The 19,000-nt window shown below is 70.0% G+C and carries 21 protein-coding genes and 1 pseudogene; 7 read left to right on the top strand and 15 right to left on the bottom strand.

What is annotated here, in order from left to right; translation table 11 throughout:
• Positions 1 to 383 precede the first annotated feature (383 nt).
• From ACFWCK_RS07515 to ACFWCK_RS07495, 5 genes are all read left to right on the top strand, one after another.
• Entirely contained in the window at positions 384 to 650 is a 267-nt protein-coding gene (locus ACFWCK_RS07515) for a hypothetical protein (protein ID WP_378805282.1), read from the top strand.
• Positions 650 to 1,756, top strand: a complete 1,107-nt coding sequence (locus ACFWCK_RS07510) for a GNAT family N-acetyltransferase (protein ID WP_378805281.1) — start codon at positions 650 to 652, stop codon at positions 1,754 to 1,756. Before ACFWCK_RS07515 ends, ACFWCK_RS07510 begins: the two co-directional genes overlap by 1 nt.
• 96 nt (positions 1,757 to 1,852) lie before the next feature.
• Positions 1,853 to 2,548, top strand: a complete 696-nt coding sequence (locus ACFWCK_RS07505; RefSeq protein ID WP_378805279.1) for an ABC transporter ATP-binding protein — start codon at positions 1,853 to 1,855, stop codon at positions 2,546 to 2,548.
• Positions 2,545 to 3,861, top strand: coding sequence for a permease (locus ACFWCK_RS07500; RefSeq protein WP_378805278.1), 1,317 nt, complete (start codon positions 2,545 to 2,547; stop codon positions 3,859 to 3,861). The genes ACFWCK_RS07505 and ACFWCK_RS07500 overlap by 4 nt, the downstream gene beginning before the upstream one ends.
• Before the next feature lie 172 nt (positions 3,862 to 4,033).
• Complete coding sequence (locus tag ACFWCK_RS07495) at positions 4,034 to 4,495, top strand: phage tail protein (RefSeq protein WP_378805277.1); 462 nt, start codon at positions 4,034 to 4,036, stop codon at positions 4,493 to 4,495.
• Between the two features lie 56 nt (positions 4,496 to 4,551).
• On the opposite strand, the gene ACFWCK_RS07490 is transcribed toward ACFWCK_RS07495, so the two are convergent.
• The 8 genes from ACFWCK_RS07490 to ACFWCK_RS07455 form a co-directional block, all read right to left on the bottom strand.
• Complete coding sequence (locus tag ACFWCK_RS07490) at positions 4,552 to 5,703, bottom strand: hypothetical protein (RefSeq protein WP_378805275.1); 1,152 nt, start codon at positions 5,701 to 5,703, stop codon at positions 4,552 to 4,554.
• A 331-nt stretch (positions 5,704 to 6,034) separates the two neighbouring features.
• Positions 6,035 to 6,940 (bottom strand): bifunctional DNA-formamidopyrimidine glycosylase/DNA-(apurinic or apyrimidinic site) lyase, encoded by a 906-nt coding sequence (gene mutM, locus ACFWCK_RS07485; protein ID WP_378805274.1) that lies wholly within the window; start codon positions 6,938 to 6,940, stop codon positions 6,035 to 6,037.
• Positions 6,933 to 7,625 (bottom strand): ribonuclease III, encoded by a 693-nt coding sequence (rnc, locus tag ACFWCK_RS07480; RefSeq protein ID WP_233309311.1) that lies wholly within the window; start codon positions 7,623 to 7,625, stop codon positions 6,933 to 6,935. Before rnc ends, mutM begins: the two co-directional genes overlap by 8 nt.
• A 13-nt stretch (positions 7,626 to 7,638) precedes the next feature.
• Positions 7,639 to 7,848, bottom strand: a complete 210-nt coding sequence (gene rpmF, locus ACFWCK_RS07475) for a 50S ribosomal protein L32 (RefSeq protein WP_013586329.1) — start codon at positions 7,846 to 7,848, stop codon at positions 7,639 to 7,641.
• Positions 7,849 to 7,880: 32 nt separating this feature from the next.
• Positions 7,881 to 8,348, bottom strand: coding sequence for a YceD family protein (locus ACFWCK_RS07470; RefSeq protein ID WP_378805960.1), 468 nt, complete (start codon positions 8,346 to 8,348; stop codon positions 7,881 to 7,883).
• 139 nt (positions 8,349 to 8,487) lie between these two features.
• Complete coding sequence (gene coaD / locus ACFWCK_RS07465) at positions 8,488 to 8,985, bottom strand: pantetheine-phosphate adenylyltransferase (RefSeq protein WP_378805273.1); 498 nt, start codon at positions 8,983 to 8,985, stop codon at positions 8,488 to 8,490.
• A gap of 58 nt (positions 8,986 to 9,043) precedes the next feature.
• On the bottom strand, positions 9,044 to 11,218 hold the full coding sequence (locus ACFWCK_RS07460; RefSeq protein ID WP_378805271.1) for an ATP-dependent DNA helicase RecG: 2,175 nt from the start codon (positions 11,216 to 11,218) through the stop codon (positions 9,044 to 9,046).
• A 74-nt stretch (positions 11,219 to 11,292) separates the two neighbouring features.
• Entirely contained in the window at positions 11,293 to 12,093 is an 801-nt protein-coding gene (locus ACFWCK_RS07455; RefSeq protein ID WP_378805270.1) for an alpha/beta fold hydrolase, read from the bottom strand.
• Between the two features lie 116 nt (positions 12,094 to 12,209).
• Here ACFWCK_RS07455 and rsmD point away from each other — a divergent pair, with 116 nt between their 5' ends.
• On the top strand, positions 12,210 to 12,785 hold the full coding sequence (gene rsmD / locus ACFWCK_RS07450) for a 16S rRNA (guanine(966)-N(2))-methyltransferase RsmD (protein ID WP_378805269.1): 576 nt from the start codon (positions 12,210 to 12,212) through the stop codon (positions 12,783 to 12,785).
• 7 nt (positions 12,786 to 12,792) lie between these two features.
• Here the strand turns inward: rsmD and thiL are convergent, their stop codons facing one another.
• Complete coding sequence (thiL, locus tag ACFWCK_RS07445) at positions 12,793 to 13,827, bottom strand: thiamine-phosphate kinase (protein WP_378805268.1); 1,035 nt, start codon at positions 13,825 to 13,827, stop codon at positions 12,793 to 12,795.
• Positions 13,828 to 13,850: 23 nt separating this feature from the next.
• Here thiL and ACFWCK_RS07440 point away from each other — a divergent pair, with 23 nt between their 5' ends.
• Entirely contained in the window at positions 13,851 to 14,384 is a 534-nt protein-coding gene (locus tag ACFWCK_RS07440) for a DUF3515 domain-containing protein (protein WP_233309306.1), read from the top strand.
• 21 nt (positions 14,385 to 14,405) lie between these two features.
• Here the strand turns inward: ACFWCK_RS07440 and ACFWCK_RS07435 are convergent, their stop codons facing one another.
• The 6 genes and pseudogenes from ACFWCK_RS07435 to ACFWCK_RS07410 form a co-directional block, all read right to left on the bottom strand.
• Entirely contained in the window at positions 14,406 to 14,990 is a 585-nt protein-coding gene (locus ACFWCK_RS07435) for a hypothetical protein (RefSeq protein WP_378805267.1), read from the bottom strand.
• Positions 14,991 to 15,122: 132 nt separating this feature from the next.
• On the bottom strand, positions 15,123 to 15,833 hold the full coding sequence (locus ACFWCK_RS07430) for a LysR substrate-binding domain-containing protein (RefSeq protein ID WP_378805265.1): 711 nt from the start codon (positions 15,831 to 15,833) through the stop codon (positions 15,123 to 15,125).
• A 119-nt stretch (positions 15,834 to 15,952) separates the two neighbouring features.
• Positions 15,953 to 16,045: pseudogene (locus ACFWCK_RS07425) on the bottom strand (LysR family transcriptional regulator); the annotation flags it as partial.
• A 73-nt stretch (positions 16,046 to 16,118) separates the two neighbouring features.
• Entirely contained in the window at positions 16,119 to 17,201 is a 1,083-nt protein-coding gene (locus tag ACFWCK_RS07420; RefSeq protein WP_378805264.1) for a D-alanine--D-alanine ligase family protein, read from the bottom strand.
• Positions 17,107 to 18,258, bottom strand: coding sequence for an NAD(P)H-dependent glycerol-3-phosphate dehydrogenase (locus ACFWCK_RS07415; protein WP_378805263.1), 1,152 nt, complete (start codon positions 18,256 to 18,258; stop codon positions 17,107 to 17,109). Before ACFWCK_RS07415 ends, ACFWCK_RS07420 begins: the two co-directional genes overlap by 95 nt.
• Complete coding sequence (locus ACFWCK_RS07410) at positions 18,248 to 19,000, bottom strand: lysophospholipid acyltransferase family protein (protein ID WP_378805261.1); 753 nt, start codon at positions 18,998 to 19,000, stop codon at positions 18,248 to 18,250. Before ACFWCK_RS07410 ends, ACFWCK_RS07415 begins: the two co-directional genes overlap by 11 nt.

Raw genomic sequence — 19,000 nt, 5'->3', positions numbered from 1 at the left:
AGGTCCTGAGCCGAGAAAGGAGGTTGCCGACATGATGATTCGCTCTGATATCACCCCATTCCGTGGGATCGATGCGCTCTCGGCGACTTCCGCCGGCCTCCGCGCGCGCCACGCCGCGTAGCAGGCGCATTCTCCCTCGCCCCGGCTTCTGGCCGGCCTGACGCTTCGTGCGTCTGCGATCCGATCCGCGACCATCTCGTCGCAGGCTGATCGCCCACCCGATCCGGGACTCCGCGTCCCCGGATCCCTGACGGTCCTGACTCCGTTTCCCGGACCGCCTCCACACCCGTGACACGTTGCGGCACCCCACCGGGTGGCCGTGACGTGGAGCGAAACCGCCTTTCCGGCACGACCAACGAAAGCGAACCACCGTGAATACCGCATTGCACGCTTCGCCTCCCACCGAGTCGACGCACAGCGCTCCCGCCGAGCGCGAACTGTCCATCCAGCTTCCCCGTGAGGAGGAGCTGCGCAACCTGTCACTCGCCCAGCGAGTGGCCCTGCGTGTCGCCCTGCAGCTCATCGTGCGGTCGCGTCCTTCGACGCAGGACCGGGCTCACGCCGCCCAGGCCGAGGCCCGTCGCCTCCGCCTGCTCGAGCAGTACGAGGCCGACCGCCTGACCCGCACCGCCCCGCGGCAGGTGCTCTGATGATCGACGCCCGCACCGACGACCCGATCATCTCCCTCACCGCCGGCGCGACCCTGCGTCCGCTCGTGCTCCCCGCACGGGCGGATGCGGGGGCGCCCGGCCCGTTCCGCGACTACGCCGAGGTGCGCAACCGCGTCCTCGAGGAGGCGTCCGGCCGCGATGACGACAGCTTCACCGCGGAGGAACTGCTTCCGCTGCTCACGTCGGACGCCTACACGAATCGCCGGCAATGGCGCATCCTCATCGGGGAGCGCACGATCGGCGTGGCCTTCCTGAACATCTCGCGCGACGGCGGCGGCGACACCGCAATGTCGGCGATCAGCGTGATCCGCGACGAGCAGGGCCGCGGGATCGCGACCTCCGTCGCCGGCTATCTCGAACCGCTCGCGCGCAGCGAGGGCGTGCGCACCCTGCAGATGTGGACGGAGCACCTCGCATCGAGCGGACCGACGCTGGATCCGCCCACGGGGTTCGGCAGCATTCCGCGCGATCACACCGCACGCTTCCTTCTCGCGCAGGGCTGGACCCTCGAGCAGGTCGACCGCGTCAGCGAGTACCGCTGGGGGGAGGACGAGCACCTGCCCGCGCTGCGGGCCGCCGCCGAGGAGGCGGCACCCGGATACCGCGTCGTGCAATGGCTGCTGCCGACCCCGGACGAGCGGCTCGACGGGTATGCGTGGATGAAGTCCCGCATGTCGACCGATGCGCCGGACGCGGCGATGGACTCTCCCGAGGAGACGTGGGACGCCGATCGCGTCCGCGAACAGGATGCGCGCTGGATCGACATGGGACACACCGTGCAGGTGACGGCAGCCGAGCACATCGAGACCGGTGAGCTCTGTGCGTACAACGAGCTCTCGCTGAAGGGAGTGGACGACAGTGTCACCCAGCAGAACGACACCCTGGTGCTGGCCCAGCACCGCGGCCACCGGCTGGGCCTGCTCGTGAAGGCCGCAGGCCTGCTCTCCTGGCATGAGCGCTATCCGCGCTCGACTCGGGTCGTCACCTACAACGCCGAGGAGAACCGTCCGATGCTGTCGATCAACGAGCAGCTCGGATTCGTCCCGATCGCCTATGGCGGAGCGTGGAAGAAGGTGCTGGACTGATCCATCGGCCAGGATCATCCCGGAGGATGACGCTCCGTCACGATCCTCACTCCGGCGACCGATGATCCGCCGGGCGGGGCCGACCAGGCTGGAGGCATGAGCACAGCAGTCATCGAAGCACACGGTCTGATCAAGTCGTTCGGATCCACCCGCGCCCTGGCCGGCGTCGACCTCCGGATCGCCTCCGGGGAATCGGTCGCGATCATGGGGGCATCCGGATCCGGGAAGACGACCCTGCTGCACGTGCTCGCAGGGATCACCAAGCCGGATGGGGGCCGCGTGACGTTTCAGCCGCCCGTCGGCGGATCCGTCGAGGTGAGTGCGCTGGGCGAATCCGCGCGATCTCGCCTGCGCCGCGAGTCGTTCGGCTTCGTGTTCCAGCAGGGCCTGCTGATGCCGGAGCTCACCGCGGTGGAGAACGTCGCGCTCGCCGCGATGATCACGGGGATCTCCCGCGCGGACGCCACCCAGCGTGCAGCCGGGTGGCTCGCGGCGCTCGGGCTGCAGGGCATGGAGGACCGCCGCATCGGCGAGCTCTCCGGCGGACAGGCGCAGCGTGTCGCCATCGCCCGCGCCCAGGTCACCGGTGCGAGCGTGGTTTTCGCGGACGAGCCGACCGGCGCACTGGACTCGGCGACCTCCTCTGAGGTCATGGATGCTCTCCTGTGGTCGACCACCGGCCAGGGACGCACGCTCGTGGTCGTCACGCACGACCCACAGGTCGCCGCCCGATGCTCCCGGACCGTCGCGGTCCGCGACGGCCGGGTGCTGGGCACGGTGGTGAACGCATGAACGCCTCGACGCTGCGCCTGCTGCTGCGCGCCGCCCCCGGGTCCGCCGGGGTCGTGGTGATCCCGATGATCGCGTTCGCCGTGGTGTCCGCGCTCGTGCTGACCGTCGTCGGCGGCGCGCAGGCGTTCTGGCGGTGGACCGACCAGGACGCGATGATCTATCAGATCCTGGCGGCGGTCGCCCTCGTGCTGCTCGTGCTTCCGCTCGCCACGCTCGGCGGCGCCGCGGCGCGGCTCTCCGCCCGTCGTCGCGATGAGCGGCTGTCGACGCTGCGCCTCCTCGGCGTCACCGGGTTCGGCGTCGGTGTGGTCGCCGTGGTCGAGTCGACCCTGGTCGCGGTGATCGGCGTGCTGGGCGGAGTCGTGCTGGCGCTCGGCCTCGCGCCGCTCGTCGGGCTCATCCCGTTCCGCGGCGCCCCGCTGGGCACGGCCGTGCTGCTGTCGCCGGGGCTCATCGCCGCCATCGCGACCGGCACCGTGCTGCTCGCGACCGTGAGCGCGGTGCTCGGGCTTCGCCGCGTGGTGATCTCGCCGCTCGGTGTCCGGACCAGGACCACGCCGCCGACACCGCACTGGGCGCGCGCGGTCATCGCGATCGTCGCCATCGCCGCGGGGTTCGCGGCGGGCCGGGTCGTCCCCGGGATCGGCGGCGCGATCGCCATGATCACCGGCCTGGTCGCGATCTTCGGTCTCGGGCTGCTGGTATTGAACCTGATCGGCCCTTGGGTCCTGAAGATCGGCGCCAGGATGCAGCTGCGCGGCGCCAAGACGCCCTCGCGTCTGCTCGCAGCACGCATCGTGCTGGACGATCCGAAAGCAGCGTGGCGTCAGGTCAGCGGCGTGGCGATGGCGAGCTTCATGGCCGTGTTCGCCGGCACCGGCGTCGCCCTCATGGACGCGATCAGCTCGGGCGAGCCCTCGGCGCAGCAGCTGATGCTCGTCGCGGACATGCGCACCGGCCTCATCATCACGCTGGTCGCATCGTTCCTCATGGTCGGATGCTCCGTGGCCGTGACGCAGGCCTCCGACATCCTCGACCAGCGCGACCTGCACCGCAGTCTGCACTACCTCGGCGTTCCGGCCGACACCGTGGACTCCGCACGACGGCGCGCCGTGATGTCGCCCTTGCTGATCACCGCCCTCGGCTCCGCCCTCTGCGCCGCCGTGCTCATCTTCCCGCTGCTCGGCATGGCGCTCATCACCGCGCCGCTGTCCATCGCGACGATCGCCGCGGTGCTGCTCGCCGGCATCGCGCTCGTGTGGACCGCGACCCGACTCACCCGGCCGCTGCTGATGCGTGCGTTCGCCGGCTGAACGGGCTGATCTCAGGATCGGGTCGCGGCCGTCAGGAACTCCTCGACGGCCGCGACCGTCGTGGCGTTGTCGACATGCACCACTCCACGGATGCCGACACGCGCGGCGAGTGCGAGCGAGAGGGATGTGTCACAGAATGGACCCGTCCCGCCAGCGACCCGAGGAGCACCGAATGAGCAGCATCGTCGACTTCGTGACCGTCTCGACCGCCGGGCTCGAATCCTCTCCCATCCCGGACGCGCTGGCAGGCCTGCGCGCGAACGAGGCGCGGTACATCACGAACAAGTACGGCTCCCCGTTCACCGTGAGCACGCCCGAAGAGGATCCGGAGACGCTGCACTGGGTAACGGAGATCCTGCGCGAGGAGCGTGACATCGTGATCGCGAGTCCCGCACTCGAGGTGACCGGCTTCGAGGCGGACGGGATCCGCTTCGGCTACGTCTTCTACGCCTCGGGTCTCGCGATCAACGTGATGTACACGCTCGCCGACGCGGGTAAGCGCGCGGTCGGTTTCAAGCTGTCGCTCGGCATGGAGATCCCGGAGGAGTTGTCCGCCTTCAAGTTCGCCCGGCAGCGGTCGAAGCTCGCCGGCGAGATCCGCGGGTCCTACTTCGTCATCAAGGGCGAGCACTAGCTGCGCTGGGCGAGCTCTTCTGCTCTGACCACGGTTCTGAATGTCCCTCAGGACCCTCAGTTCGGCAGAGTCGCCTTGTAGATGGTCGCCGTGCCGGTGCCGATGAACACCGTGCTCCCCGAGACGGCGATGCTCTCGGCGTTGCCGGTGATCCCGCTGACGTCCGCGCGCTTCGTCCAGGTCGACCCGTCGGTGGACGAGTAGACGGCGGGAACGGTCGGCGAGTTCGCCAGCATGTACGTGGTGCTGCCGTCCTGGTAGGTGTCCAGGACGGCGCTGAGACCGGGGCCCGAGATGGTGGTGTACTTCCCCGTGGCCGTGTCGAAGGCCGCGAGACCGGCCGAGCCGTTCACAGAGATCACGTCGCCGCGGAGCGTCGACTTGGAGAAGACGATCTTCGAGCCCACCGCATCCGCATGGTACGGGTGCGGCAGCGTGGCGATCACCGGGCCCGGGTCCACCGTGCTCCAGCCGGATCCGGGCGTGTAGACGTCGAGTCCCGTGTTGTTGTACGCCGTGTGCTGCACGCCGTCCTTGCCCGGGTACTGGAACGCGAGCGAGGCGGCGCCCGTGGCCGACATCGTGCTCGCCCGTGTGTAGAGCTTCCCGTTCACGACGGACATCCAGTAGTAGCGGGCGTACTCGCCGTCACCGGGATAGGTCGCCAGTACCGCGGGGTCGTCCGCCGCCGTGCGCTCGATGGTCCAGGTCGCACCGCCGTCGACGGACTTCTTGATCGCGGCGATGGTGTTGGTCGGCCCGTACGCGGTCTTGTCCGGATTCTGTATCGACCCGGCCAGGAACAGCTCGCCTCCGAGCTTGGCGGAGTCGAACACGTGCACGAACGGCGTGTTCGCCACGTAGCTGCCGGCATGCGTCGCCGAGTCGTACAGACCGTAGTTCGCCGGCGAGGTCCAGCTGACCCGCGGGTCCATGTTCGGGGCGTAGACCTTGCCGTCCCACACCCGCAGCGCGTGGATCTCCTCGGCCGGCATGCCCATGACCTCGTGCTTCTCGGCTCCGGTCGCGATCGAGTACGAGTTCAGGCTCACCGGCCCGGTGTTGATGTTGTAGTCGCCGTAGCCGGCGAAGACCTTGCCATCGGCGACGGCCAGGTCGTGGATCCCCGAGTGGAACGTGCTCTGCGTCCCGACCCAGCTCGGGACCGCCTTCGCATCGCTGTTCGTCGCGAAAAGGGATGCCTTCACCGCCGAGGTCGTCGTGGTTCCGCCTGGCTTGGACGGGCCTTTCGCCGGGTGCAGGGATGCCGTCGGCTGCGCATTTCCGGATGCCGGAACGGCGTTCGCGGGCGCTGCGATGCCCAGCGTGCACGCCGCAACCAGGGCGAGGGCAGGAACTGCGCGAAGAGCGGTGCGGGAGAGCCGGCTGCCGGCGCGAGATCCGGAATTCTCGATGGACCGCATGAGCGTTGGGCCTTTCGACATGGGTGGCTGGTGCGGAGCAAGACGAATGTCGAGGATTATTCTGCTATATCGGCAGTCGTGGGAGGAAGCCGGACGAAGCTCGATGCGAATTCGGTCATCGTCGGCGCTGGCACCTCGGGCAGAAGTGCGACGAGCGGTTCATGAACGACACGCGCTTGATCGGTGTTCCGCAGCGAGAACACGGGATTCCTTCGCGCCCGTACGCCTCGAGAGAGTGCGCGAAATAGCCGGCCTCGCCGTTCACGTTGACGTACTGGGCGTCGAAGCTCGTGCCGCCTTCGGCCAGAGCTTTCTCCAGCACGGCCCGCACCTCGGCCAGCAGCCGGTTCGCGGCCACGGTCGACAGCACGGACGCCGGCGTCTCGGGATGGATGCGGGCAGCCCAGAGCGACTCGTCGGCGTAGATATTCCCGACGCCGCTGATGAGGTTCTGGTCCAACAGAACGCGCTTGATGGCGCTCGACCGCGTCCGAAGTGCGCGGCGGAACACGCTCTCCTGAAACGCCTCGTCCATGGGATCGCGCGCAATGTGCGAGACCTGCGATGGCAGGAGGGGCGCGTCGCTCCCCCAGCCTGCAGCGTGACCGTCGGATGTCGGCACCAGCGCATCGACGGCGAGCGATCCGAAGGTGCGCTGATCGGCGAACACGACGGCGAGCTCGCCGTGCTGCGGGTGCTCGGCGAAGAGCCGGATCCGCTCGTGCCGTTCGGCAGGCGCGTCGGGGCGGCGCAGCAGCAGCTGCCCCGACATGCCCAGGTGTCCGACGATCGCCGAGCTGCTTTCGGGCCCGGCGGTCGCGAGCGGCATCCAGAGGAACTTCCCTCGGCGCGCGACCGTGACGACCTCGGATCCTTCGAGCCGGGCGACGAAGTCGGCGGCACCCGCTGCGTGCCGCGTGAGGGCGCGCTCGTCGTGCACCGCCACCGCGAGGATGCGTGCGCCCGTCAACGCCGGCGCGAGGCCCGCGCGGACGACCTCCACCTCGGGAAGCTCAGGCACGGTCGCTGAGCGTGTGCCAGGCGGCCAGCGCCGCGGCCATCTCGGCTGTCTTCTTGCTCGTGCCCGAGCCCGAGCTCGCCAGGTCGCCCGTCGTCACGGTCGCGGTGAAGCGCCGGTCGTGATCGGGACCCGTCGAGACCACCGCGTACGCGGGAGCGCTGAGCCCGAGATGCGCGGACAGCTCCTGCAGCGCGGTCTTCGGATCCATCGCCGCGCCGTACCTCTCCGGATCGGCGAGGAGCGGCTCGATGAGTCGCAGCACCAGCGCGGTCGCCGCCTCGGGACCCGCGGACAGATAGGTGGCCCCGAACACGGCCTCCATGGTGTCGGCGAGGATCGAGTCCTTGTCACGACCGCCGGTGCGCTCCTCGCCGTTTCCGAGCAGGATGTGCGCGCCGAGCCCGATGCCACGGGCGACCTCCGCGAGAGCGACGGTCGACACCACGCTCGCGCGTCGCTTCGCCAGCGAACCCTCGTCGAGGTCGGGAAGCGTCGTGTAGAGCATCACGGTCACGGCCTGGCCGAGCACGGAGTCGCCGAGGAACTCGAGGCGCTCGTTGTGCGGGAGCGCGCCGTTCTCGTACGCGTACGAGCGATGCGTGAGCGCAAGCTGAAGCAGCTCGGGGTCGATGTCGACTCCGAGCTGCTCAGAAAGAGGGCGCGTCCCTACGGGGACTTCTGCCATGATCGAGGATCGATCAGACGTCGGCGACCTTGCGGCCCTTGTACTCGAGGAACAGCTCGGTGCCCTGCGAGTCGGTGACGACCTTCGCCTGGTGGGGACGGCTGTAGACGACCTTGCCGTTCTCGATGGTCTTGACGAGGGCAGGAGCCTCCGCCTTCCACTGCGCGCGACGCGAGCGGGTGTTCGAACGGGAGACCTTGCGCTTCGGGGGGTTACCGGCCATGGTTGCTTACCTTCTGTGTTCTGGGCGCGCAGCTATTTCGCTGCGTTTCCGTGGTCTGTGATCTGCTGGAGCGCGGCCCATCGAGGATCGACAGGAGCGTCCTGCTCTTTCCCGGCGCTTCCGGTCAGCCGCTCGCCGGTCTCGGGATCGAGTCCAGGGCAATCCGGCTGACACACCGGCTGAAACGGGAGCGCCAAAACCACCGCGTCCCTGACCAGAGTTTCAAGATCCACGTGGTCGTCTTGAACCTCGAAGTCGTTCGCTTCCTCTCCAGGGTACGCGAAAAGCTCTTGAAACTCGACTTCGACAGGCTCTTCGATCGGATTCAGGCATCGACCGCACTCTCCGCGGTACGTCGAATCGACCTCGCCGGTGACGAGGATCCCCTCGTGCACGGACTCCAGCCGGACGTCGAGATCGAGTTCCTCGCCCTTCTCGACCGAGACGAGACCCTCGCCCCACTGCTCGGGCAGAGGAATGGCCATCCGGAACTCCCGCATCTCACCGGGTCGACGAACGATGTCGTGCGCGGACAGCGAGAATGGTCCTTTGCGTCGGGTCTTCACCGGTTCAGTCTACCGGGCGCACCTGGGCGGAGGCCGGGCCCTCCGACGGGCTCAGGGACCGGCGGGCGGGCGTTCAGATGCCGCGGGCTCCGGTGTCGAGGAAGCGCGCGACCGCCGGCGGTACGAACGGGGACACGTCGCCGCCGAGCGCGGCGACCTGGCGCACGAGCGAACTGGAGACGAGAGCGTGCGCCGGATCAGGCAGCAGGAACACGGTCTCGATGTCGGCGAGGTGCCGGTTCACGATCGCCATCGGCGACTCGTAGGCCACGTCGATCTGGGACCGGATGCCCTTCACCAGCACGCTCGCGTTCACGTCCCTGGCGTAGTCGACCAGCAGTCCCATGCTCCAGGACCCGACGATGACGGTTCCCGCGACGCCGGCCTCGGCGATCGACTCCTCCAGCAGCGCGAGGCGCTGAGCCACCGGCAGCATGGCCTGCTTGTCGGGGTTGTGCACCACCAGCACGTGCAACTCGTCGTAGAGCGCGGCGGCGCGTCGGATGACGTCCAGGTGGCCGAGGGTCGGCGGGTCGAAGGAACCGGGGACGACGGCGATCCGAGCGCTCATGCCTCAACCCTAGCGGCGCGGATCTCTGCATCCGCCGAGCGGGCGCCGCAGAGCGTGCTCAGTTCTTGGCGAGCGCCGCACGATCGTCGATGCTGAGTCGCTGCGCCATCGCCTCGCGCAGGCCGTCGTGCGTCTGCAGCGCCGGATCGGCCTCGATGATCTCCTCGGCGATCGCGCGGGCCTGCGCGATCAGGTCCGCGTCCTTGATGACGCGCAGCAGCTTCAGCGACGACTTCGCCCCGGACTGACGCGCTCCGAGCACGTCACCCTCGCCGCGCAGATCGAGGTCGACCTCGGCGAGCACGAAGCCGTCGAGCGTCGCGGCGACCGCATCGACCCGATCGCGGGCCGGGGTGCCCTGCTCGGCCTCCGTGACCAACAGGCACAGGCCCGGCACGCCGCCGCGCCCGATACGGCCGCGCAGCTGGTGCAGCTGGGAGACGCCGAACCGGTCGGCCTCGAGCACGATCATCGTCGAGGCGTTCGGCACGTCGACGCCGACCTCGATCACGGTCGTCGCGACGAGAAGGTCGATCTCGCCGCGGGCGAAGGACTGCATGATCGCGTCCTTCTCATCCGCGGCCATGCGCCCGTGCAGGCCGGCGACACGCACGGAGCCCAGCTTCGGGTGCGTGCTGAGTGCGGCCAGCAGCTGCACCACGCCCCAGCGCGGACCGCGGCTCTCCTCCTCGTCCGCGAAATGCTCCTGATCCGCCTCCTCGGCGCCATCGTCGGTGTCGATCGCCGCGCACACGGCGAACACCTGACGGCCTTTCTCGATTTCCTCCGCGGCGCGCTCCCACACCCGGGCGAACCAACCGGGGTGGTCGGCGAGCGGAGCGACGAACGTCTCGATGCCCGCTCGCCCGCTCGGCATCGTGCGAATCACCGAGGTGTCGAGATCGCCGAACACGGTCATCGCGACGGTGCGCGGGATCGGGGTGGCCGTGAGCACCAGTGCGTGCGGACTCGTGCCCTTGGCGCGCAGCGCCTCACGCTGCTCGACGCCGAAGCGATGCTGTTCGTCGACCACGACCAGCCCGAGGTCGGCGAAGGTCGTCTTCTCCCCGAGCAGGGCGTGCGTGCCCACCACGATGAGCGCCTGCCCCGCCGCGACGCGCAGCGCGGCCTTGCGCCGTTCGGGCGCGGACATCTGCCCCGTGAGCAGCGTGGGCATCACGAGCGGGGCGAGCTTCGGCCCGAGCATCTTCGTGATCGAGCGCAGGTGCTGCCCGGCGAGCACCTCGGTCGGCGCGATGAGCGCCGCCTGGCCGCCCGACTCCGCGACCTGCAGCATGGCGCGCAGGGCGACCAGCGTCTTGCCGGATCCGACCTCTCCCTGGACCAGCCGGTTCATCGGCGCCCCGCCGACGAGGTCCGCGGCGATCGTCTCGCCGACCGCCTCCTGATCGGGTGTGAGCTCGAACGGCAGCGCGGCGTCGAAGCGCTCCAGCAGTCCTCCGGGTCTCGCCGGCCGAGCCGTGGCGTCGAGCATGCGCACGAGGTAGCGCTGCTGCATGAGGGCGCTCTGCAGCGTGAGCGCCTCGTGCATGCGCAGCGTGCGGATCGCCGGCGCGATCTCGTCCTTGGTGCTCGGCCGGTGGATGCGCTCCAGCGCCGCACGGGCATCGAGCAGGCCCTCCTGGAGGCGCACGGCGTCGGGGATGGGCTCCGGCACCGGTCCGAGCTCGTCCAGGACCGTGCCGACCATCTTCTCGATCTGCCACGTGGTGAGAGCGGCCGTGGCCGGGTAGATGGGCAGCGGTGTGGTCACCAGCACATCGGCCTGCGTACGCGCGCGCAGCTCGTCGTCGAACATCTCGTACTGGGGGTGCGCGAACTGCGTGACGCCGCGGTAGTCGCCGACCTTGCCGGTGAACACCCCGCGGCGACCGATCCGCAGCTCCTTCTCCCGCCACTCGAGCTGACCGCGGTACTTGGCGAAGAACGTCAGCACCATGCGGCCGACACCGTCGCCGATGTCGACCGTCATCATCGCGCCGCGACGGTTCTTCATGTCGCGCACGTCGACCTTCATCACCTCGGCGACGATCGTGACCGTCTCGCCCTTCGGGAGGTCGAGGATCGGTGTGAGCTCACCGCGGTTGGCGTAGCGGCGCGGGTAGTGCGAGAGCAGATCCCAGACCGTGCTCATGCCGAAGGCCTTCTGCAGCGCCTTCGCGTTCCCGTCGCCGACCGCGACAGCGAGCGGCGAATCGAGGCGGAGCGGCATGCTCAGAAGTCTAGAACGGGCCTCGGACGGCCGGATCCCGCTTTGCACACGTCCGCTCCGCGGCGAGGCGCTCCTCAGCTGCCGAGGAACTCCAGCGCGGCATCGCGGAAGGCCTTCGAGCCCGGGGCGTTGAAATGGTGCCGACCCGGGATCTCGAAGAAGGATCCGTTCGGCGCCGCTTCGGCGAGGCGGCGCGAACCGTCGATGATGGGGTCCTCGGATCCGGTCGCGAAGAGGATCGGCTGGCCGGGTGCGGTCGCCGGATCCGGATCGATCGTGCGCGCCTCGCCGCGCATGCCGAGTGCGAGCGCGAGCATCACGTCGAGATCGTTTCCCGGCACGCGCTCGGTGAGCGCGATGTAGTCCCGCGTGGCGGGATCGGTGACCGGCGTGCCCGCGGTGATGTACGCGCGCACCTCGGCGACGTCGAGCCGCTCCAGCGGACGTCCGTCGGGGATGCCGCCGAGCACGGCGCGCGGGACCCTGTCACCGAGGTCGCGCAGCACCTCCCATCCCACGCGGGCTCCCAGGGAGTAGCCGATGTAGAGCGCCTCGTCGACGAGGTAGGTGTCGAGCACCTGCTCGATGTCGCCCGCGAGAGTGCGCATGGTGTAGTCCTCGGGCTGATGCGGCTTCTCACTGGCGCCGTGACCGCGCTGGTCGACCGCCAGCACACGATAGCCGGCACGCTCCAGCGTGCGCGCCCAGCCCGTCAGCACCCAGTTGTCGCGTGCGCTGGAGGCGAATCCGTGCACCAGCAGCACGACCGGAGCGTCCGGCTCGCCCCAGGTGTAGGTCGCGAGGCCCACGCCCTCACCCGTCTCGATGATCTGCGGACGGGGCATGCTGATCAGTGCTGCAAGAGGTTCGGCCACTCGTCCATCTTGCCCCTGTCGCACCCGCCGAGGGGCCTGGAGCGGCCTCTGTGACACGGACCGGCGGGCGGATCCGCGCCGTGCGTCGAAGATCCTCGGGCGAATAGGGTGAACGGGTGACGAGAATCATCGCCGGACCCGCCGGCGGCACCCGGCTGGAAGTACCGGGGCAGGGCACGAGGCCCACGAGCGATCGGGTGCGCGAGTCGCTGTTCGGGGCTCTCGAATCGATGGATGCGATCGCCGATGCACGCGTGCTCGATCTGTACGCCGGATCCGGAGCCCTGGGCCTGGAGGCGCTCAGCCGAGGCGCCCGCAGCACGGTGCTCGTCGAGAGGGGACGCGGCGCCGCCGCGGTGATCCGCCGCAACGCGTCCGCGGTCTCCAGGGCGCTGGGCCCAGGCGCGTCGGGGAGCACGACCGTGCAGGAGTCGTCCGTGCACGGGTATCTCGTCCGGGCCGCGGGCCCGTTCGACCTGGTCTTCACCGACCCGCCCTACGACCTGTCCGATGCCGAGATGACCGCGGACCTGGTGGCGCTCACCCCGCTCCTCTCCCCCGACGCCGTCGTCGTCATCGAGCGGGCGAAACGCTCCACGCCGCCGGAACTCAGCACAGCCGGCCTCGCCCTCATCCGGGAGAAGGCCTACGGCGACACCGTCCTGTGGTGGGCGGAGCCCACCGCTTCGTGAACGTCCGTCAGTGCGGAGCGTCGGCTCCCGCGTCGCGGTAGGGGTCCCAGCCGAGAGGGCCCACGGGCTCGCCGTCGCACAGCACGGGGGCGTCGGGGACGGCGGAGATCACGGCCCCGATCGGGCGGAATCCCGGCGGGAGCATCCCCGGGGAGAACGTGGCGAGCAGGGCGTGATCCTCGCCGCCCGCGAGCGCCCGATGCGGATGCGCGCCGAGGGCCGACCGTTCCAGGGCGATCGTCACTCCGGAGGCCTCCGCCATGCGGCCCGCATCGAGGGCGAGGCCGTCAGAGACGTCCATCATCGCGGTGGCTCCGGCGATCGCGGCGATCGGGCCGAGCCCGATCGGCGGCGCGGGGCGCAACTGAGCGGCGATCGCGTCCGCTTCGCCCTCCGTCAGCGCCGCGGCGACCACGGGCACCGCCGCCCCGTCGCGGTGGAAGCGCCGGAACAGCACGGAGAGGCCGTGTCCGGCGAGACCCATCTCCCCGGCGATCGCGACCTCGTCGCCCACGCGAGCACCGGCCCGGGTGACGGCAGGGCGACCTTCCAGGTCGCCGAGCGCCGTCACGGCGATCATCAGGGTCGCTGACACGGTCAGATCACCGCCGACGACCGCGCACCCCGGGGCGAGTGCGGCGCAGGCATCGCGGAAGCCGTCGGCGAGCGCCGCCACGAAGGAGAGCCGTCGGTCCTTCGGCACTGCGAGGGCCACGAGCAGCGCCGTCGGGCGCGCGCCCATCGCTGCGACGTCAGCGAGGTTCACGGCCGCCGACTTCCAGCCCAGGTCGTAGCCGCTCGACCACGCCGCGCGGAAGTCCGGCCCCTCCACGAGGGTGTCGGTGGTCGCGACGACCGATCCGGAAGGCGCGGCGATCACGGCGGCGTCGTCGCCCGGCCCCAGCAGCGCATCGCGCCCCGCGGGCGTCCGCGCCAGGATCGTGCGCAGCACGCGCCCCTCGCTCACTTCGCCGATCATCGGATCGTCGGATGCCGGAGCCCCCGCGGTCGGGACGGATCCGGGAGCTGAAAGGTCCACCATGCTCTCAACGGTAGCCTGGAGGGATGCCCCGCCGTCTCTCCGTCGCCACTGTCCTCGTGCTCGGGACGGCGCTGCTGGCCGGGTGCAGTTCGACGGTGCATCTGAATCCCGCCGACGATGCGAACGACCCGCGCTGCGCGGATGTCTCGGTGCGGTTGAGCAACGTCCCGTCGATCGACGGGCACGACCGGCGCTGGACGGACGCGCAGGCGACGGCGGCCTGGGGAGACCCCTCCGTGGTACTGCTCACCTGCGGTCTGCCGGAGGCGGAGCCGACCAGTGCCCTGCAGTGCATCTCTCTGCAGGGCATCGACTGGCTCGTGGACGACTCGAAGAGCCCGTATCTGACGCTCACCACCTACGGGCGGAAGCCCGCCGTGCAGCTCTACATCAACAGCAAGCCCGATGAGCCGAACAAGGGCGTCAGCGCCAACGATGTGATCGGAAACAAGAGCCTCGCCGCGGCGATCGCGACGATCCCCGCCACGCATGCCTGCACCGACCGCCCTGGCGCCGACACGGCCACACCGACGCCGACGCCGAACAAGGCAGGCTGACGCACGTTCGCTCCGACCGGCTCAGACGCCCGAGCCGCGCACGGCCCGAACGGCCGCCGCGTTCGACCCCTCCGGATCCGCTTCAGGTCGCTCTGCTCCTCGGGGACTCTGCAGGACGATCTCGACGAGCGCGGGCACCCAGATGAGGGCGCCGAGCAGGACGGTCAGCCATGCCCCGTGCGGCGTCGTCACACCGGAGACGACGGCGACGCCGATGGGCACGCCCACGAGCAGGGTCAGCGAGGGGAGCCCCGCGAGCAGCCGCAACACGCGCCGGCTGCGGCGTGAGAACAGGAAGCCCGCGCCGACGAAGGCGGCGAGCAGCGGGAGCGTCGCCGGATCCGCGAGCATCGCGAACGGCGCGAACACCAGCCACACGGCCCCGCAGCGTTCGCCGGCGATCCGGCGGGCGAACGCCCAGCCGAACAGGGCTCCCATGATCGTCCCCGGCACGAGGATGAAGCCGAACGTTCCCAGCCAGTGGAACTCCGACTCGAAGCCTGCGAGCTGCGCCATCATGCCGCGCATCGATGCCGCCCAGGCGAGCCCGCCGACGGCGCCGACCACGATCGGCAGCACCACCCGTGTTCGCATCGTCGCGCCCATGACCGCTCCTTCTCGCGCCCCACGACGCCGCACCGCGCATCGCGGTCGGATCATGCTGACGTTCTACCAGGGAAGCGGGTCTCCCGTCGGATCGTTTCCTCCGCGGAAACGGAGGCGACTGATCCGATCGGCTCAGTGCCGCGCGGACGGCGCCGCGCGGGTGATCGCCTCGGTGAAGTCCGCGAAAAGCGCGATCATCGCCAGCAGCTCGGGTCTGACGTCCGCCGAGCGATGGTGCATGTAGTACCAGCACGCCGGAACGCCGTCGAGCTCGACCCAGGTCAACGCGGGCGGAAGCGCCGCTGCCAGGGCCGCCGGAACCACCGTGATCCCGGGCCCCACGAGCAGCTGCCCGGCGACGTCCGATGTCCGCGACGCCGGCAGCCGGACCAGCGAGGCTTCGGCGAGCGGTCGGACGTCGGCGAGGACGAACGGATCCATGTAGCTCGGCGGGAGTTCCGGCGAGTACAGCAGCGGCTGCTGCGCGAACTCGGCCACGGGAACGCGGCGCCGATGCGTGTACGGATGCCCGGTCGGGATGAGGCCGACGCGCCGCAGCTCTCCGAGCCGAGTGGAGGTCACCCCGGCGGCCTCCGCGACACCGAACGTGAGCACGGCGTCCACCGCGCCGGCGGTCAGGTCCGGATCGAGCCGATCGAATGCGGTCGGCACGAGAACGACCCCGACCCCAGGATGGGCGTGCGAGAGCGCGAGCTCGAGCGTTGCGAGCGCGGCCGGCATGAGTGGAGCGACCGCGTCCACTCCGGCGGGGAACGCCACGCGCAACCGCTCCGCGGGCTCCGCGACCGCCGCCAGCTGAGCGGCCTGAGCGGCTTCCAGCACCCGGGGCGCGAACTGGAGGAACCGGCGCCCCGCCGCGGTGAGCCCGATGACGCCTCCGGAGTCCCGCTCGATGAGCGGGATCCCGAGGTCGGCCTCCAGCCGCTGAACCGTTTGGTGACCGCCGAGATCGACACCCCGAGCTCGGCCGCGGCGTGTCCGAAATGCCGATGGCGGACCACGGCGAGGAAGGCGGTCAGCGCGATGATGTCCATCGCATCCTCCCCTCGGCGCGGGCATGGCAGAACGCCAGGATGCCGCTGCGCCGAGGGGCGCGCAAGAGGCGGCTCAGCGGCGCAGCCCCGCCTCGATCAGCTCGGTGATGAGATCGCGGTAGCTGAGCCCCGAGGCGATCCAGCACTTCGGGAACATCGAGATCGGCGTGAAGCCGGGCATCGTGTTCAGCTCGTTCACGACGAGGGTGCCGTCGGCCGTGAGGAACATGTCGACGCGAGCGAGACCGCGTCCGTCGACCGCCTCGAACGCCTTGATGCCTGCGTCCTGGATCGCGACGACCTCGGCCTCCCCCAGCTCGGCCGGGCAGACCACGTCCACACCGTCGCCGCCGAGGTACTTGCCCTCGAAATCGTAGAAGCCCCGGGACGTCAGCACGATCTCGCCCGGCACGGAAGCACGCGGCCCTTCCACGCCCTCGAGGATCGCCACCTCGATCTCGCGGCCGACGACCCCGGTCTCCACGAGCACCTTGTCGTCCTCGGCGAGAGCGATCCGCATCGCCTCGTCGAACTCGGCCGGGTCGGTCACCTTCGAGACGCCGACGCTCGACCCTGCGCGGGCCGGCTTCACGAAGAGCGGCGATCCGAGCCCGGCCGCGGCAGCGCGCACGCCGTCCGGATCCTGCGCCCATTCCCGCGCGCGCACGGTGATCCAGGGAGCCACGTCGATGCCGGCGGCCTGCAGCGCGACCTTCATGAAGTGCTTGTCCATGCACAGCGCGGAATCCAGCACTCCGCCTCCGGCATACGGGACCTCGAGGGTGTCGAAGTAGCCCTGCAGCGTGCCGTCCTCGCCGTGCGGTCCGTGCAGCAGCGGCAGCACCACGTCGATCGGTCCGAGGTCCTCGGTCGATCCGTCCGCACGCGTCACGCGCAGCGTGCGGATCCCGCCCGGCTCCGGCCACTGGATCCGCGTGCCGTTGTCCACGACCTCGGGCAGGTGCGCCGCGTCGAGCGGGAACTTCTCCGGCTCGTCGTCTTCGAGCACGAAAGCCCCGGCGCGAGTGATCCCGACGGGGATGACGTCGTAGCGCTCTCGATCAAGGGCGCGCAGAACCCCTCCCGCCGTGGCGGAGCTGATCGAGTGCTCGCTGGAGCGCCCTCCGAAGAGCACCACCACCGTCTGCTTGTCCATTGCCCGTCCCTTCCCCCTGCGGGGTGTCGTCGTCGGTGGTCAGATGGGGGGCGATGTCACGCGGATCCATGGCGCCGTCCAGCACCATCTTCACCTGCTCGACGATCGGCATCTCCACGCCGGCGGCGCGGGCCAGCTGCAGGATCGGCGCGACGGACGCGAGTCCCTCGGCTGTCTGCTGCATCTGCTTGACCACGTCCTGGAAGCTGTATCCCTGACCGAGCAGGCGCCCGGCCGTGTTGTTGCGGCTGAGCGGCGACTGGCACGTCGCGATCAGGTCGCCGAGGCCGGCCAGACCCTGCAGGGTCCCCGGCTGTGCGCCGTTCGCCACGGCGAAGTCGGTCATCTCGACCAGGCCGCGGGTGATGATCGACGCCTTGGTGTTCTCGCCGTAGCCGACGCCGTCGACGATGCCGATGGCGACCGCGATCAGATTCTTCAGCACGCCGCCGAACTCCGTGCCGATCACGTCGGTGTTCACGAAGCTGCGGAAGTAGCGGTTGCGCGCCGTCCGCGCCACGATGTCGGCCGTCTCCTGGCTGGTGGAGGCGATGACGGCGGCTGTGGGCTGCTCACGAGCGATCTCGAGCGCCAGGTTCGGTCCGCTCGCCACGGCGATCCGGTCGGGGTCGCAGCGCAGCTCCTGCTCGATGACCTGGCTCATCCGCAGTCCGGTGCGCTTCTCGACGCCCTTCATGAGGCTGACCACGGGGATGTCCGAGTTCTGCAGCAGCGGGCGCAGCGCCTTGAGGTTCTCCCGCAGCGTCTGGCTGGGCACCGACAGGTACACCTGCTCGGCGCCCTGGATCGCCTCGGCCAGGTGATGCGTGGCCGTCATCGAGCGTGGCAGGTTGATGCCGGACAGGTACTGCGAGTTGCGCTTAGCCTCGGCGATCTCGTGCGCCAGCTCCTGCCGGCGCGCCCACATCGTCACCTGTGCGCCGCCGTCGGCCAGGATCTTGCCGAAGGTCGTGCCCCAGCTCCCGGCACCGATCACGGTGACGCGAGGGCCGAGCGGGACCGAGGCGGTGCGCGGGGCCGCGTTCCTAGGAGTCAAGACGCCCCGTCTCCTTCTGGCCGTGTTCGGCCGGGTTCCAGCGCTCGGCGGGAGCCTTCTCGCCGCGGAGTTCTTCCAGGAGCGCCGTGACGGCGGCCATGAGGCGGTCGTTCGCCTCCACCAGCGCGGCACGCTCCCCTCCTCGACCGTAGAGGTCGGAGAGATCGACCGGATCCCCGATGAGCACGTCGACCTGCTTGCGCGGCGGCCAGAGACTGAGCCCCTTCTGGTAGCGGCCCATGATGTTCTGGGTGCCCCACTGCGCCATCGGGATCAGCGGGATCCGTCCGGCGAGGGCGAGGCGGACGGCACCCGTCTTGCCGCGCATCGGCCAGAGCTCCGGATCCCGGGTGAGGGTGCCCTCCGGGTAGACGATGACTCCGCGCCCGTGCTCCACGAGCTCCTCGGACTGCACCAGGGTCTGCTTCGCCGCAGCGGCGGATGAGGCCCGGGCGACCGGGATCATCCCCGTGCCGCGCAGCGCCCAGCCCAGGACGGGGACGCGGAACAGGCTCTCCTTCGCCATGAAGCGCGGCGCGCGGCCGAGCCGCCACACGGCGACGGCGACGATCAGCGGGTCGAACTCGGAGTAGTGGTTCGGCGCCAGCACGAAAGCGCCAGCGCGGGGCAGCTTCTCCGCGCCGCGGATCCGGATCTTCGCCAGGAACGAGACGAACGGCACCACGAAGACCGCCAGGAACCAGAACAGGCTCGGGCGGGTCTTCTCGGCGGTCGCGCGCAT

The sequence above is a fragment of the Microbacterium sp. NPDC060117 genome (assembly GCF_042729315.1).
Taxonomy (GTDB): domain Bacteria; phylum Actinomycetota; class Actinomycetes; order Actinomycetales; family Microbacteriaceae; genus Microbacterium.
Note: the sequence above shows the minus strand (reverse complement) of the source record. Positions and strands in the feature narration are given on the sequence as shown.

Coding starts and splice junctions, on each gene's coding strand:
- rnc (WP_233309311.1), bottom strand. CDS start 7,625: ATGGCAGAAGTCCCCGTAGGGACGCGCCCTCTTTCTGAGCAGCTCGGA.
- ACFWCK_RS07470 (WP_378805960.1), bottom strand. CDS start 8,348: ATGCGGGAGTTCCGGATGGCCATTCCTCTGCCCGAGCAGTGGGGCGAG.
- ACFWCK_RS07420 (WP_378805264.1), bottom strand. CDS start 17,201: ATGGACAAGCAGACGGTGGTGGTGCTCTTCGGAGGGCGCTCCAGCGAG.
- ACFWCK_RS07435 (WP_378805267.1), bottom strand. CDS start 14,990: ATGGGCGCGACGATGCGAACACGGGTGGTGCTGCCGATCGTGGTCGGC.
- ACFWCK_RS07510 (WP_378805281.1), top strand. CDS start 650: ATGATCGACGCCCGCACCGACGACCCGATCATCTCCCTCACCGCCGGC.
- ACFWCK_RS07495 (WP_378805277.1), top strand. CDS start 4,034: ATGAGCAGCATCGTCGACTTCGTGACCGTCTCGACCGCCGGGCTCGAA.
- ACFWCK_RS07410 (WP_378805261.1), bottom strand. CDS start 19,000: ATGCGCGCGACCGCCGAGAAGACCCGCCCGAGCCTGTTCTGGTTCCTG.
- ACFWCK_RS07505 (WP_378805279.1), top strand. CDS start 1,853: ATGAGCACAGCAGTCATCGAAGCACACGGTCTGATCAAGTCGTTCGGA.
- rpmF (WP_013586329.1), bottom strand. CDS start 7,848: ATGGCCGGTAACCCCCCGAAGCGCAAGGTCTCCCGTTCGAACACCCGC.
- thiL (WP_378805268.1), bottom strand. CDS start 13,827: ATGGTGGACCTTTCAGCTCCCGGATCCGTCCCGACCGCGGGGGCTCCG.
- ACFWCK_RS07460 (WP_378805271.1), bottom strand. CDS start 11,218: ATGCCGCTCCGCCTCGATTCGCCGCTCGCTGTCGCGGTCGGCGACGGG.
- ACFWCK_RS07500 (WP_378805278.1), top strand. CDS start 2,545: ATGAACGCCTCGACGCTGCGCCTGCTGCTGCGCGCCGCCCCCGGGTCC.
- ACFWCK_RS07440 (WP_233309306.1), top strand. CDS start 13,851: ATGCCCCGCCGTCTCTCCGTCGCCACTGTCCTCGTGCTCGGGACGGCG.
- coaD (WP_378805273.1), bottom strand. CDS start 8,985: ATGAGCGCTCGGATCGCCGTCGTCCCCGGTTCCTTCGACCCGCCGACC.